This is a genomic window from Mesorhizobium sp., from assembly GCF_024509055.1.
GTDB lineage: Bacteria > Pseudomonadota > Alphaproteobacteria > Rhizobiales > Rhizobiaceae > Mesorhizobium.
Genome location: NZ_JANINM010000454.1, coordinates 1 through 14,621, shown reverse-complemented (window position 1 = coordinate 14,621; position 14,621 = coordinate 1). Strand labels below are relative to the sequence as shown.

At 65.1% G+C, this 14,621-nt stretch carries 13 protein-coding genes and 1 tRNA gene; 3 read left to right on the top strand and 11 right to left on the bottom strand.

Going from position 1 to position 14,621, the window contains the following annotated elements; translation table 11 throughout:
- From Q0L57_RS26120 to Q0L57_RS26110, 3 genes are all read right to left on the bottom strand, one after another.
- The coding region (locus Q0L57_RS26120; protein ID WP_296745958.1) for a GNAT family N-acetyltransferase at nucleotides 1-545 on the bottom strand (545 nt) is incomplete at its 3' end.
- A gap of 126 nt (nucleotides 546-671) precedes the next feature.
- Entirely contained in the window at nucleotides 672-941 is a 270-nt protein-coding gene (gene rpmA / locus Q0L57_RS26115; RefSeq protein WP_095767205.1) for a 50S ribosomal protein L27, read from the bottom strand.
- A gap of 100 nt (nucleotides 942-1,041) precedes the next feature.
- Nucleotides 1,042-1,713, bottom strand: coding sequence for a 50S ribosomal protein L21 (locus Q0L57_RS26110; RefSeq protein WP_296745956.1), 672 nt, complete (start codon nucleotides 1,711-1,713; stop codon nucleotides 1,042-1,044).
- 308 nt (nucleotides 1,714-2,021) lie between these two features.
- Here Q0L57_RS26110 and Q0L57_RS26105 point away from each other — a divergent pair.
- Nucleotides 2,022-2,111 (top strand) — tRNA-Ser (locus tag Q0L57_RS26105).
- A gap of 227 nt (nucleotides 2,112-2,338) precedes the next feature.
- On the opposite strand, the gene Q0L57_RS26100 is transcribed toward Q0L57_RS26105, so the two are convergent.
- From Q0L57_RS26100 to Q0L57_RS26065, 8 genes are all read right to left on the bottom strand, one after another.
- Nucleotides 2,339-3,025, bottom strand: coding sequence for an ABC transporter permease (locus tag Q0L57_RS26100; RefSeq protein ID WP_296745955.1), 687 nt, complete (start codon nucleotides 3,023-3,025; stop codon nucleotides 2,339-2,341).
- A 5-nt stretch (nucleotides 3,026-3,030) separates the two neighbouring features.
- Nucleotides 3,031-3,738, bottom strand: coding sequence for an ABC transporter permease subunit (locus tag Q0L57_RS26095; RefSeq protein ID WP_296745954.1), 708 nt, complete (start codon nucleotides 3,736-3,738; stop codon nucleotides 3,031-3,033).
- Between the two features lie 103 nt (nucleotides 3,739-3,841).
- Nucleotides 3,842-4,636 (bottom strand): transporter substrate-binding domain-containing protein, encoded by a 795-nt coding sequence (locus Q0L57_RS26090; protein ID WP_296745953.1) that lies wholly within the window; start codon nucleotides 4,634-4,636, stop codon nucleotides 3,842-3,844.
- Nucleotides 4,637-4,709: 73 nt separating this feature from the next.
- Nucleotides 4,710-6,677 (bottom strand): DUF2817 domain-containing protein, encoded by a 1,968-nt coding sequence (locus Q0L57_RS26085; protein WP_296745952.1) that lies wholly within the window; start codon nucleotides 6,675-6,677, stop codon nucleotides 4,710-4,712.
- Nucleotides 6,670-8,064 carry an FAD-binding oxidoreductase gene (locus Q0L57_RS26080; protein WP_296745951.1) on the bottom strand — a complete coding sequence of 465 codons (1,395 nt, stop codon included), beginning with the start codon at nucleotides 8,062-8,064 and terminating at the stop codon, nucleotides 6,670-6,672. Before Q0L57_RS26080 ends, Q0L57_RS26085 begins: the two co-directional genes overlap by 8 nt.
- 41 nt (nucleotides 8,065-8,105) lie before the next feature.
- Nucleotides 8,106-9,233 carry a histidinol-phosphate transaminase gene (hisC, locus tag Q0L57_RS26075; RefSeq protein ID WP_296745950.1) on the bottom strand — a complete coding sequence of 376 codons (1,128 nt, stop codon included), beginning with the start codon at nucleotides 9,231-9,233 and terminating at the stop codon, nucleotides 8,106-8,108.
- Between the two features lie 52 nt (nucleotides 9,234-9,285).
- Nucleotides 9,286-10,395, bottom strand: a complete 1,110-nt coding sequence (locus Q0L57_RS26070) for a 2Fe-2S iron-sulfur cluster-binding protein (RefSeq protein WP_296745949.1) — start codon at nucleotides 10,393-10,395, stop codon at nucleotides 9,286-9,288.
- Nucleotides 10,392-11,432 carry an aromatic ring-hydroxylating dioxygenase subunit alpha gene (locus Q0L57_RS26065; RefSeq protein ID WP_366940950.1) on the bottom strand — a complete coding sequence of 347 codons (1,041 nt, stop codon included), beginning with the start codon at nucleotides 11,430-11,432 and terminating at the stop codon, nucleotides 10,392-10,394. The genes Q0L57_RS26070 and Q0L57_RS26065 overlap by 4 nt, the downstream gene beginning before the upstream one ends.
- A gap of 141 nt (nucleotides 11,433-11,573) precedes the next feature.
- Between Q0L57_RS26065 and Q0L57_RS26060 the strand changes: the two genes are divergently transcribed.
- Nucleotides 11,574-12,494 (top strand): LysR substrate-binding domain-containing protein, encoded by a 921-nt coding sequence (locus tag Q0L57_RS26060; RefSeq protein ID WP_296745959.1) that lies wholly within the window; start codon nucleotides 11,574-11,576, stop codon nucleotides 12,492-12,494.
- A 235-nt stretch (nucleotides 12,495-12,729) separates the two neighbouring features.
- On the top strand, nucleotides 12,730-14,621 hold a 1,892-nt coding region (locus Q0L57_RS26055), incomplete at its 3' end, for a DNA translocase FtsK (protein ID WP_296745947.1).

Here is a 14,621-nt window from a genome sequence, read left to right as displayed (position 1 = left end):
TCCAGGCGGTAGCGCTCGACCGGCACCTGGCCGGCGACGATCGAGTTCAGCATGCCCTGGCCGGCATACTGGAAGCCGCATTTGTGGATGACGCGGCGCGAGGCCGGGTTGATGACCCGGGTCGAGGCGTGCAGCACCTGGATCGAGGTCTTCTGGAAGGCGAGGTCGACCAGCGCGTGAGCGGCCTCCGTCGCGTAACCGCGCTTCCAGAAGGGCTCGCCGATCCAGTAGCCGAGTTCCAGCCCGCGATCGGTGGTGTTGAGCCCGGCGCAGCCGACGAACGCGCCGCTGTCCTTGACCGTCAGCGCATAGACGATGCCGGCGCGCCGGGATGAAGCCATGGCAAGGAAAGTGCGCGCCTCGGCTTCGCCATAGGGATGCGGCATGCGGGCCAGCATCTCGGCCACGTGACGGTTGTCGGCCAAAGCGACGAGTTGCTCGACATCGACGTCGCGCGGGGCGCGCATGACCAGCCGCTCGGTGGCGAGCACCGGGCAATCGATCGCGTAACTTTCGTCTTCTATCGCTTCCGCTTCGGCAACCATTTTAGTCCTCCAGGGCATAGAAAAATGAAAAAGGAGAGAGGGCGAGCCCATCTCTCCTGATCCTTTTCCTGGCCTGGCCAGACACCGGTTCCCGAGATGGGCGCCGGTGTTATGGTGCGGAACCGGCTACTCCGCTGCTTTGGTAATCGGGTTTACCGACACGTAGGTTCGACCGTTGGCTTTTTTGTTGAAGGTGACTGCGCCGGCTTCGAGCGCAAAAAGGGTGTGGTCCGTGCCCATGCCAACATTGGTGCCCGGATGCCATTGCGTGCCGCGCTGACGAATGATGATGTTGCCGGCAATCACGGCTTCGCCACCGAACTTCTTCACGCCGAGCCGCTTGGAATGGGAGTCGCGACCATTGCGCGACGAACCGCCAGCTTTCTTGTGTGCCATCTAACTAACTCCGATGCGCCCTGCGGCGCTTGAATGGTCTTATGAACGCGTTCGCGTTCCGTTTCAAGTGCGCACCGGCGACGATCGTCGCCGGTCCGTCTCAATCCTTCTTCGCCAATCCCTTGGCCTGCTCGCGCCAGTCCTTGATCTGGTCGGCGCTGAACGGCATGTGCTCGTCGATCTTGGCGACATCCTTGTCGCTGAGCTTGGCGAGCTGCGCGAAGGTGACGATGCCCTGCTCGGCCAGGTCCTTCGCCGCGACCGGGCCGATGCCCTTGATCACGGTGAGGTCATCCGGCTCGCCCTTCGGCGCCTTGAACAGCGGCGCGGCCTTCTCTTCGCCGGCGGCCTCTGCCTTGACTTCCTTCTTCGCCTTCGGCGCGGCTTCGGCCTTCGCCTCGGCGGCGACTTCAGCCTTGGCTTCCGGCTTCGCGGCGGCCTTCTTCGCCGGCTTGGCGCCACCCAGCAGGATCTCGGAGATCCGAACGGTGGTCAGAAGCTGACGGTGGCCGATCTTGCGGCGCGAGTTCTGGCGGCGGCGCTTCTTGAAAGCGATGACGGTGCGGTTCTTGCCCTGCTCGACGACTTCCGCCGTGACCATTGCGCCATCGACGAACGGCGCGCCGAAGGTGACATTCTCGCCCTCGCCATGCGCGAGCACATTGCCGATCTCGACGATTTCGCCGACCTTGGCTTCGAGTTTCTCGATCTTCAGGAGATCGTTGGCGGCGACGCGATACTGCTTGCCGCCCGTTTTGATGACTGCGAACATTTTTTTGCCTTTCGCTGTTCGGTCGGCCTTGATGAACCGCTAGGGGCGGTTCGGCCGTCTTTTTGTCAGTCTGCGGGTTCAAAAAACAAGCGGCGCGGAGCACCCTCCACGCCGATTGCGGGCTGTCCCTAACCGAAGGTTGCGCGCAAGTCAAGGCAAGTGCCGGCCGGACTTGACGCATAAGGCTGGACAGCGTCGATTCCGGCGACTTTCAACGAAGCGGCAAATCGCGCGAATAAGGCCTTGTAACTGCGGCGGTCAGCCGTTATCTAGTGCGCCGCGCCGGCAACGGCCGACCATGACCTCGCGGAGAGGTGGCAGAGTGGTCGAATGCACCGCACTCGAAATGCGGCATACTCGCAAGGGTATCGGGGGTTCGAATCCCTCCCTCTCCGCCAAGGGGTCGCCCCCTTCCCGATGCGTCTGCGCAGACGCCACAGTCATCGCCGCTGGGCGGACAGAGTCAGGCGGCGACACTACGAACGCGAACGACCTGCGTGAGGCTCAATTCATCGAGCTGACCGGTGACCGACTGGTTGGCGCCTATGCCCGAACCGATTTGCGGGCCTATGTCTCGTTGCTCGCCAAGGGATGGCAACCCCGCCCTGTCCGACAGCGGAAATTTTCACCGCGACTGGTGACGGTTGAGGCGGCGCTCCAGCAGGCGCACCGAGGTGATCAGCAGGAGATTGATCGCCAGGTAGAACGCGCCGGCGATGGCGAATATCTCGAACACCGCGAAGGTCTGGCTCATCAGTCGCTTGGCGTAGCCGGTGACTTCCAGGACCGTGATCGTGGAAGCAAGGCTGGTGCCCTTCAGCGTCAGAACCAGTTCATTGCCATAGGCCGGCAATGCCTGGCGGATAGCGAGCGGAAACTCGATGCGGCGGAAGCGCAAGGCGCGCGACATGCCGCAGGCCTGCGCTGCCTCGACGAGACCCGCCGGCACCGACATCAAGCCGCCGCGCAGGATCTCCGATGTGTAGGCGGCCGTGTTGAGCGCCAGCGCCAGCACCGCGCAGCGCGCGCCGTCGCTGACCACCCACCACAATGCCGCGTTGTCTTTGACGAAAGACAGCTGACCGAGGCCATAATAGAACAGGAAGATCTGCACCAGCAGCGGCGTGCCGCGAAAGACCGTGCTGTAGCCCTTGGCAAAGCCGGAAACCAGCCTGTTCGACGACAGGCGCATGATGGCCAGCCCAAGGCCGAGGTTGAAGCCGGTCAGCACTGACAGGAAGGTGAGGATGGCGGTGACCTTCAGCCCTTTCAAAAGCACCGGAACCGCCTGCTGGATGAGTTCGAGGTCCATTCGGATTACTTCCTTGCGCGAAGGCTGAGCATGCGTTCGGCCTGGTCGACGGCGGCCTGGCTGATCAGCGTGATCGCGAGATAGACCACCGCCGCGATGAGGTAGAAGATGAAGGGGTGGCGGGTTGTGTTGGAGCCGATGAAGGCCGTTCGCATCAACTCCTGAAGGCCCACCACGGAGACGAGGGCTGTGTCCTTGATGGTGACCTGCCAGACATTGTTCATGCCGGGAATGGCGATGCGCAGCATCTGCGGCAGGATAATGCGGCGAAAGATGCGCAGACCGGGAATGCCCAGCGCCCGGGCCGCCTCGATTTGCCCTTGCGGGATGGCGGCGAGAGCGCCGCGCACCACCTCGGTGGAATAGGCGCCCGAGATCGAGCCGATGGCGATGACGGCAATGATGAAAGCATAGCCGCTGTCGGCCAGGCCGGCATAGCCGAAGGCCGTCGCCACCCGCGTCACGAACTCGACCGAACCGAAGAACAGCAGGTAGATGATGAGCAGTTCGGGCACGCCGCGAACCAGCGCCGTGTAGCCGTCGACGACATAAGTCAGCGGACGCACGCGACCCCATTTGATCAGCCCGCAGATCACGCCGACGACGAAGCCGCCCAGCATGGCGACGATGGCCACGGCAATGGTGATTGCCGCGCCGCGCATGATGGCGCTGACCCAGCCGCCTTCCCACACTTGCCAAAGACCAAGTTCCATTGGGACCCAAGCTTTCCGATGTCGATTTGGTCCGGGCCGGCGGCAAGGCCGCCTCGGGACCTGATCGAGGCGACCGTCTTGGCGGACGGTCGCCTCCGGTTACTCACTTGCAGGGACGAGAAATGTCGGACTTGAACCATTTCTCGCTGGCCTTGGCGACCGAGCCGTCGGCAATCAGCTCGCACAGCGCCTTGTCGATGTCGGCTTTCAGCGCGGTGTTGTCCTGCGCGATGCCGACGCCGATGCCCTCGCCCAGCGACGGATCGAAGGTGCTCTGGATCTTCACGTCGACGAGCTGGAAGTTCTTGCCATCCGGCTTGTCGAGGAAGTCCTGCAGCGCGGAAGCGTCCGCGAAGGCGGTGTCGATACGGCCCGCCGCCAGATCGATCTGCATCTGGTCGAGCGTGTCGTAGGTCTTGAGGTCGGCATTGGGCGCGCGCTTTTCGAGGAAATGCGCATGGGTGGTGCCGGCCTGGACGCCGACCTTCTTGCCGTCGAGCGACTTGAGCAGAGTGTCGATGTCCTTGATGCCGGCGAGATCAGAGCCCTTCGGCGCCACGAACATGTTGGCGAGCTCGGCGTAGCCGACGCTGAAGTTGATCTCCTTCTTGCGTTCGGCCGTGATCGACATGCCAGAGATGATGACGTCGAAGCGCTTGGCCTTCAGCGCCGGGATCAGGCCGTCGAAGGCCTGCACGACGAAGTGGCACTTCTTGTCGAGCTTGGCGCATAGCAACGCGCCGACATCGGCATCGAAGCCGGTAACGTTGCCGGAGGCATCGGCCATGCTCCAGGGCGGATAGGCGCCTTCGGTGCCGATCGAGAGTTCACCCGCGGCGAAAGAACTGTTCATACCGGCGGCCAGGAAAGCGAGCAGTGACAGGATTTTCAGTTTCATTGAGTTCCCCATTGTTGAAGGTTTGTGGGCGTGCATCGGGCTTGCGCCCTGTTGCTCCTTGATCGCGCCCCGGTCAGAGCGTCCGAGCCAGGAACTGGCGCAGGCGTTCCGAGCGCGGATTGGCGAACAGCTCCGCCGGCGCTCCCTCCTCCTCCACCTTGCCGCGATGGAGAAAGAGGATCTTGTGCGACACCTCGCGCGCGAACTGCATCTCGTGCGTCACGAGGATCATGGTGTTGCCTTCCTCGGCGAGCTGGCGGATGACGCGCAGCACCTCGCCGACCAGTTCGGGATCGAGCGCCGAGGTCGGCTCGTCGAACAGGATCACCTTGGGCCGCATGGCGAGCGTGCGGGCGATCGCCGCGCGCTGCTGCTGGCCTCCGGACAGCTGGCCGGGATACCGGGCGTGTTTGTCGGACAGCCCGACCTTCATCAGCAGCGCATGGGCGTGTTCGACGGCCTCGTCACGGCGCTCCTTCAAGACGTGGATGGGCGCCTCGATGATGTTTTCGAGCACCGTCAGGTGCGGCCACAGGTTGAAGCTCTGGAACACCATGCCGACGCGGGCGCGGATACGCTCGACCTGCCGCATGTCGGCCGGATGAGAGCGTCCGTCCGAAGACTTCTTCATCCTGATCTCTTCGCCGTCGACGATGATGCGGCCGCCATTGGGCCGCTCGAGCATGTTGATGCAGCGAAGGAAGGTGCTCTTGCCGGAACCGGATGAGCCGATCATCGACACCACCTCGCCGGCGCTTGCCGAAAGGCTGACGCCGCTCAGAACTTCGACCTGACCAAAGCTCTTGTGGAGGTCGAGTATCTCGACGGCCGGCTTGGACCGCGCGGCGACGGCCGCGGGATGTGGCTGGGCGATACTGGTCACGGCGACTGGCGCGGCCGTTCGCGGCTTGTCGTCGATGGCGGCGTCCACCGCCTTGAGATCGGCGAAGGCGCGGTCGAAATAGCGTAGGCTCGTTGCCAGCGAGTTCCACTGCCAATCGGCATCCTCGGGGATGAAGGCGGCGCGCAAGGTAGCCTTGATGCGCTGTCCGAGCGGGGAATCCACCTTGCCGTAGAGGTGCAGCCAGTTGTCGGCCTGTACTGCATCCATCACCTTGGCGCCGTCGAGCGTGCCGCACTCGACAACCAGCGGCAGCACCCGCGCATCGGGCATGGCCTTGCGCACGGCCGCCGAAACATAGCCGGTCGCCGTGGCGGCGATGCCGGTGTCGGTCCTGGCATCCCTGCCTGTCAACACCACCGACAGCGCCGGACCGAAGATGGCCTTGCCCCATGCAAGCCCGTCATGCTCGCCTTCGGCGACCGACAGCAGGGCCGGATAGCCGTAAGGGCCGGCGCCCGTATGCATGTCGAAGACCACGACATGCCGCGCCCGCGCGGCGAATGCGATCAGAATGTCGTTGAGCGTGCGGTTCGACCAGACCGGTCCGGCACCGCCGTAGAACAGGCCGTCCGGAAACTGATACTGGCCCGCCTCGATGATGGGCGCGATGCCGGCATGGCCGCCGAGCCGCGTCCTCGCCGCTTCCAGCGCTTCGTCGGCCTGGACGCGATCGGGGCCTTCCCATTCATGGCAGACGAGCGCCGTGTGAAGATCGGCATACTTGTCGTTCTTCGGCGCGTCGGCCTGCCAATCGATGAAATTGCGGTTGAGGTCGACATTGTCCTCGTTGACACGGCGCGACCACGCCGTGCCCCAGGGGTTGATGAGATGGATGGCGAGGATTGCGGTATCGTCCGGCAACCTCCACGGCGTGTTCTCCTCAAGCCAGGCCGTCTGGCAGGCAGATCCGAACTGACCCTCGACGCCGTGCGTGCCGGAGATCAGAACCATAAGCTTTGCTGCGCCGCGCCGGCCGATCAGTGCGACGTCGGTGGCCAGCACTTCGCCCCCGGGTCCGTGCAGGGGATGGACATACTCCGTCAGCTCGGCGCCGGCGCGCTGGGCGGCGTTGCGGAAGCGCTGGCGAAGTTCGGCGAAGCCGACCGAATAGGAGCGCGCCGCGGCTACATCACGCATGGGGCAACACCTTTCCCGGGTTCATCAGCGAATGGCCGTCGAGCGCGTCCTTGACCCGCCTCATCAGCTTCAACTTGGTTCGGTCGGCCGTGGCGGCCAGCGAGTGGATGCGCTTGGAACCCACGCCGTGTTCGGCCGAGAAGGAGCCGCCAAGGGCGGCAAGATCGGCATAGAGGACAGCCTCCACGGCCGATGCGAGTGGCTCCGGCAGCGGGCCTTGACGGTTGAGCACGATATGCAGGTTTCCGTCGGCGAGATGTCCGAAGACGTAGGGTTTCAATTCAGGGTCGATATCGGTGAGCCGGGAGAGAATTGCCCGGACATATCCATCGATCTGCGAGAGCGGCACCGACACGTCGTAGGACGGCGCCGCCGGATGTGCCCAGTAGACGACGTCCGTGTCCTCGCGCAGTCGCCACAGCGCTTCTTCCTGCCGCTTTGAGCCGGCGACGATGCCGGTCGTGTCAGGATGGCGCTCCAGGATGTCGCCGAAGAGCTTTTCGAATTCGGTGCGCAGCGCGTCCTCGCGTCCGCCTCCGAGCGCCAGCAAAAGGCAGACTGGCCGGTCGAGTTCGAAGTCGGGTTCCGACCAGCCATGCGCCGAAGCGGTGAGCTCGATGAAAGGCCGCCAGAGCGCCTCGGCCGCGCGGAGCTGGCCCGTTTCGCTGTCGAGCGCCAGGCGGATGAGATCGAGCGCGGCCGCAACCGATGGCAGGCCGAACAACGCAGTTGCCGTGGCCCGAGGGATGGGATCGAGCTTGAGAACCGCTCGCGTTACGACGCCGAGCGTGCCTTCGGCGCCGATGAAAAGATGCTTGAGATCGTAGCCGGCGGCATTTTTCACAACCCGGGTCATGTCGCGGTAGACGCTGCCGTCCGCCAGCACGGCCTCGAGGCCAAGCACCCTGTGGCGCATGACGCCGTTGCTGAAGGCCATGACGCCACCGGCATTGGTCGAGATCATGCCGCCGATGGTGGCGCTGCCGCGCGCGGCAAGGTCGATGCCGGGTTCGAGCCGGTGCTCGGCCGCCGCCTGCTGCAGCGTTTCCAGGACCACGCCAGCCTGGACGACGGCCGTGCGCTCGACCGCGTCCAGCCGTTCGATGCGGTTCATCCGGTCGAGCGAAAGCACGATCTCGCCGGGCTTTGAGACACCGCCGCCGACCAGCCCCGTACGTCCGCCCTGGGCGACGACCGGCACGCCGTGCCGGTCGCACAAGCGCATGACTGCCGCGACCTCTTCGGTCGTGGCAGGTGCGACGATGAGACCGGCGCCGAGATTGTCAGGGTTGCTGCCGGGATCGACATCGGCGGCAGCGCCCATGCGCAAGTTCCGCGCGCCGACGACCGCACGTATCTCGCCGAGAAGCATATGCGGGACAGCCATGTGCGCGCCGTGCAATCCGACTTGGCTGAAATGCAAGCCGTTCATTGACGCACGACCCTGGCGAGCGCGCCGACGAGGCGGTCATTGTCGGCGGGCTTGCCAATGGTGACGCGTAAATAGGCCTCGTAGCCTCTTTCGCGCCACGCCTTGACGATGATGCCTTCCTGAAGCAACGCGCTGGCAATGGTCGCGCTGTCGCCGCCGCAATCGAAGAACAGGAAATTCGTCTGGGAGGACGCGACCTGGAAACCAAGTCCTTGGAGCAGCGCGGCGATGCGCGAGCGCTCGCCGCGCAGGCGAGCGACCGATGCATGCACCCACGCCTCGTCGCTAAGGGCCGCGATGGCCGCCGCCTGCGCCGCGGCATTGACGTTGAAAGGTGTCTTGGCGGCCGACACCACGCGTGCCAGCTCGGCGTCGGAACAGACGGCGTAGCCGACGCGCAACCCCGCCAGCCCATAGGCCTTGGAAAAGGTTCGCAGCACGACGAAGGGAATGTCGCTCGCCCGCAGCACTTCCAGTCCGTCGGGACACGAACCGTCGGCGAATTCGAAATAGGCTTCGTCGAGCACCAACAGCGTGCCGGGCTTAACCGCCGCGATCAATCGCTCCAACGACCGCCGCCCGAGCGCCGGGCCGACCGGATTCCACGGCGAGGACAGGAAGACGACACGGGGGCCGGCGGCGATAGCCTCCTCAAGCGCGGCGAGGTCGAAGCCGAGATCGTCGGTCATGGCAACTTTCGTGACGACCGCCCCCTGTGCGAGCGGCTCGATCTCGTGCAGGCCGAAGCTCGGAACCACGGTGACCACGCCGGCTCCGGGCACAAGCATGGCTCGGGACACTGCGGCGATCAGCTCCTCCGAACCGTTGCCAGCGACGATGGTGTCCGGTTCGACCGCGAGCTTGCGTCCCAAAGCGGCGCGCAGCGTTGCGCAGGCGGGATCGGCGTAACGCCACGGCTCCAGCGCCGGCGAGGCCAAAGCTGCGAGGACGGCCGGCGAGCATCCGTCGGGATTTTCATTGCTGGCAAGGCGCGCAACGTCGGTGCGGCCCGAGATCGCACGGGCGACCGCGACGTTCATGCCAGCATTGTAGGGCGGCAGGGCCGCGACATTGGGGTTGAATGCCAGGCCGTTTTGCGAACCGCTTTTGACTGAATTGTCCACGCCGATGCTTCCGTTCTCTGGGGAGTGCGTACTTTTGCGGGCTTCCGCCCAGTCAAAGGTCCAGGACGACCGATCCTCTTGGCTTGGAGCAGCACAACAGGGCTTCGCCGGGAGGCGGCTCATCCAGCGGCTCCTCGAAATAGGCGACCTCGCCAGAAACCAGGCGCGACTTGCAGGTGCCGCATATACCGGCGCGGCAGCTGAAATCGGGGGAAAGACCCTGAGCCTCGGCAAAGGCGAGCAGCGACTCGGCAGTCGGGTCCCAGGCAGCCGTATGGCCCGATTTGCGGAATTCCACCGTCATGGCCCCGGCCGCTGCCACCAACGCTGGCGGCGGCGGCGTCACGCGAACCGGTTCGGCCGGCGCTTCCAGCACGGTCGCCGGGCCGAAGAACTCGTAGGCGATGCGCTGCTTGGGCACACCGAGCCCGCGCAGCGCGCGGTGCACGGCCTGCATGAAAGGCGGAGGGCCGCAAAGATAAAAGTCATAGTCGTCGAGTGGAAGGAGCCGCTGCAGCAGCTCGCGCGTCACCACGCCCTCGCTATGATGGCGGCCGGCGGCCCGATCCCCCACGGTCGGGAGACGGTAGCAGAAATGCGTGGTCATGCCCGGTCGTGAGGCAACCAGCATCTCGACCTCGTCACGAAGGGCATGCACGTCGCCATTGTCGCAGGCGTGGATGAAAAGCACCTTCCGCTCGGTCGCGGCCAAGGCGTGCAGCATCGCGACCAGCGGCGTCAGCCCAACGCCGCCGCTCAATAGCACCACGTGCCGCTTGCTCTCGCCATCGAGCACGAAGTCGCCGCGCGGTCCTTCTGCCAGCAGGATGTCTCCGACCTCGACGTGATCATGGAGATAACAAGAGCCGACGCCGTCCGGCACATCGGCGCTAGGCGCGGCCTCGCGCTTGACGGTGATGCGATAGCGGCCCCGTGACTCCGGCGAGCACGACACGCTGTAGTTCCTGAGAACGAAGCCGCCGCCCCTGGCAGGCATGCGAAAGACGAGGAATTGGCCTGGCTCAAAAGGCCTCCAGCCTTCCGCTTCGACCGGCTCCAGATGGAACGAGCTTATGGTTGCGCTTTCACGCACCTTGCCCGCCACCTTGAGCTCGCGAAATCCGCTCCGGCGTGCACTGACGGGGGCGGCGTAGGCGTTCATTCCGCGGCCGCCAGCTGCTGTTCCTCGGCAGCGATCAGCCGGGCCAGGTTGCGGCGGAAGCGCAGCGGCCCGACGTCGATCTTGAGGTCGAGATTGGGGGTGCGCATGTTGGCCATGCCCTTGTGCACGGCGTTGAGCACCACACGGTCCTCGTCGAAGGCTCCGCGCACGGACTTGGCGAACTGGCGCGAGATCTCCTCGTCGTCGGGCGCGAAATTGCGCATCTGGAACCAGTAGTACCTGGTGTGGTTCTCATCGACGGGGGTCATGAAGTTGTAGCTGTCCATGAGGAAGACATCCTCGTGGAGGGCTTTGCCTTCGCCGCCTGTATTGGCCGGCACGAAGATCGCCTTGATGATGGCGTGGCTTGGATAGCGTACCTCGTAGTGCTGCTTGCGGTCGCATTTGCCTGAGAATTTGAGATAGGGCGCGTAGAATGGCGCGGGCTCGACGTTGACCATCCAGCGCCAGACGGTCACGCCGTCCTCGCCGACTGTCGTCTCGAGCGGGGCTTCCTCGGCGGCGGCATTGCCGAAGGAAGACTGATGAACCCAGGCGACGTGCGAGGGGTCGAGCAGGTTGTCCGTCATGTAGAGATAATTGCATTCGAGCAGCATGGACTCGCCGCGATTGACGCCCCACGTGGGATCGCCCCAGTGCTCGACCTGAAAGATCTTGGCCGGATCGGCCTTGGCGGCATCGCCCATCCAGACCCAGAGCAGGCCGTAGCGCTCGGCGATCGGATAGCTGCGCACCTGCGCCACATGCGGAATCTTCTCCGCGCCGGGGACGCGGGTGCAGGTGCCGGTGCAGTCGAACGTTAGGCCATGGTAGCCGCATTCGACATCATTGCCCTTGATGCGCCCCATCGACAGCGGCAACTTGCGGTGCGGGCAGGCATCCTCCAGCGCGGCGACGACGCCATCCGTCCTGCGGTACAGCACGACGTCTTCGCCAAGGACCTTCATGGGTTTCAGCTCGTTATGGCCGACCTCGTGATTCCACGCGGCGACGTACCAGCAATTCCTGAGAAACATGGCCGCTTCCTCCCTGAGACGCCTGTCTTTCGGGAAGTTCTAAAATCGCTGCGGCAGCGCAAAAAGTGCTTGCAGCTGGCTTCTATTTTAGAAAAACTAAAACAAGCATCCGGATGCAATGTCGTGAAGAACCCTCCACCCTTGCGCGCGATACAGGCGTTCGAAGCCTTCGGGCGTCTCGGCAGCGTCACAGGGGCAGCCGACGAACTCGGCGTTTCGCCCGGCGCTGTCAGCCAGCAGATCCGAAAGGCGGAAGAGGTCCTTGGCGTTCAGCTTCTGGAGCGCCGCGGCAGGGTGCTCACGCTGACCTCATGGGGCCGTCTCTACCATACGGCGGTGTCGGCGGGCTTCGATAGCATCCGGCAGGCCGGAGAACTGCTCGAGCGGGCGCGCACCGAGAGCGCGCTGACTGTCTCGTGCTTGCCCTCGCTCGCCAGCAAATGGCTGGCGCCCCAGCTTTTCGACTGGCAGGCGCACCATGTGGGCGCCACCGTGCGGCTGATTGGCTCCGAAGCCGAGGCGCGTTTCGGCGAGGAGCAACTCGATTTCCGCATATCCTACGGTGCGAAGAACCGTGACTACGATCACTATGTCGAGCTGTTCACCGACTGGGTGGTGCCGGCCTGCTCGCCGGCGCTTCTGGAGCGGCTGCCCTTGCGCAAGCCGGTCGACATCCTCGAACGGCCGCTGCTGGCAATCGAATGGGCACGCGAGCATCGCTCGCCGCCGACCTGGAGCGAGTGGGCGACAAGCATCGGCGCGAAATACCGCAAGATGTCTGGCGAAGTCGCGTTCTCGTTGTCGAGCGCGGCCATTGACGCCGCCATCAACGGTCGCGGCTTCGTGCTGGCGCAATTGTCCATGGCGGGCGACGACATTGCCTCCGGCCGGCTGGTGGTGCCGTTCAACCTTCCGCTTCGCCTGCCCGATCCGTACTTCCTCGCCTGGGATCGCTCGGCGCTGCAGAAACCACATGGCTCGGAGCTGCGGGCCTGGATCGTCTCGGTCGCGAATCGGCAGGAGGCGCGGTACTCCGGATTGCGGCATTCTGGCCTAGCGTAGGCGCCATATCTGAAGTCGAGGCGGTGCGAGCGATTGCACGGTCGTCCCGAGCCGTCTGGCTCGCGCAAGGGGAGATGGTCGGCGATCCCGCCATGGCGATCTCACGTCGTCGGCGTCATTACCGCGCTCCTTGGAAGGACCCTGTTAACCATCGGTTCCTATGTCTCGAAGGACAGTCAATCGGCGAGTCTTGAGCATGGCATCCACGCGGTTTCCTCGGGCAAATCTTTCAGGCATGGCGGCTTACGAGGAGGGCGGGTCCGGGCAGTCCGAAAGCGAGCGCCAGCTGGCCACGCCGCAGGCTACCGGGCAAGTGGTGAGCCTGCGCGCATCTGTTCCTGAGGCCTATCGCGCCAGCTCCCCGAAGCCGGCCAACGGCGATGCTTTCGAGCGCCCTACCTGGCAGGACTACTTCTTCCTGGCGCCCAACGTGCGTTTCACCCGCACGCCGGATTCGGATATGACGAAACGGCATCCTTCCCAGGACGATGACGACAACAACGTCAAGCGCGCCGCCGCCGCTGCCGGGGCTACCGGCCCCGTTGCCGCTGAAAAATCCACGTCGCCGGTGTCCGCGCCAACGGCCACGCTCAAGGCCGTGCCGGTGCAACCGGTTGCCAGCACGGCCGCCGCTCCCGCCACCCCGCCCTTGTCCCCGAATCGCCCGCAGGCGAATCGCCAGGTGACGGCTGCCGCCACTCGACCCAGCCCGGCGGCGATCGCCACGCCGGCCGTGGCCCCGCCTGCCGACAAGCCGCGTCCGCTCGGCGCGCGCTGGTCCTATCTGTCCGACCATGCCTTTTTCGAGTTCGCCGTGCCGATCATGGCCGAGCGCCTGTCGCGGGCGCGGCGGGACGAGCCGGGCCGTTCCACCGCCGTCGTTCCGGCATCGGCACCGCCGGTCACCGCGCGACCGGCGGAACTGGAGTTCCCAGGCGCGATCACGTCGCTCTATCGCACCATCGAGTGGCACTTCAACGCTTCGATCGTTCCCGCGCCGACGGAGGCGCCAGTGGCCGCCGAGGCTTCGGACACCAAGGCAGCTGCCCAGGTCGCGCCACGACGCGTGGCAGCTGGCCCGGCGAAGCCTGCCGACGTCGTGTCGGCTCCGCCTAAGGCGAGAGCCGGGGGCGCCAGGCATGCCTCCCGCGCGCTGCCGCCGCCGCTGGCGGAGACCGGCGCTGCCACGGCGGGCGACGCCTACGAGTTGCCGTCCGAAGACCTTCTGCAACACCCGCCCGAAGGCCAGGGCTTCTACATGTCGCAGGAGCGGCTGGAGCAGAACGCCGACCTGCTCGAAAGCGTGCTGGAGGACTTCGGCGTCAGGGGCGAGATCATCCACGTCCGCCCCGGCCCGGTCGTCACGCTCTATGAGTTCGAGCCTGCGCCAGGCGTGAAGTCGTCGCGTGTCATCGGCCTGGCCGACGACATCGCCCGCTCCATGTCGGCTGTCTCGGCGCGCGTGGCGGTGGTTCCCGGCCGCAACGTCATCGGCATCGAGCTGCCCAACGAGACGCGTGAGACGGTCTATTTCCGCGAGCTGATCGGATCGGACGGCTTCCAGAACACCGGCGCCAGCCTGGCGCTGTGCCTCGGCAAGACCATCGGCGGCGAGCCCGTCATCGCCGAGCTCGCCAAGATGCCGCATCTGCTCGTGGCCGGCACCACCGGCTCGGGCAAGTCGGTCGCCATCAACACCATGATCCTGTCGTTGCTCTACCGCCTGAAGCCGGAAGAGTGCCGCCTCATCATGGTCGACCCCAAGATGCTGGAGCTGTCGATCTATGACGGCATCCCGCATCTTTTGACGCCCGTCGTCACCGACCCGAAGAAGGCGGTCACCGCGCTGAAATGGGCGGTGCGCGAGATGGAGGACCGCTATCGCAAGATGGCCCGCCTCGGCGTGCGCAACATAGACGGCTACAATCAGCGCGCTGCGGCTGCCCGCGACAAAGGCGAGATCGTCGTCATGCAGGTGCAGACCGGCTTCGAGAAGGGCACCGGCGAACCGCTGTTCGAGGAGCAGGCGATCGACCTCGCGCCGATGCCCTACATCGTCATCATCGTCGACGAGATGGCCGACCTGATGATGGTCGCCGGCAAGGAGATCGAAGGCGCCATCCAGCG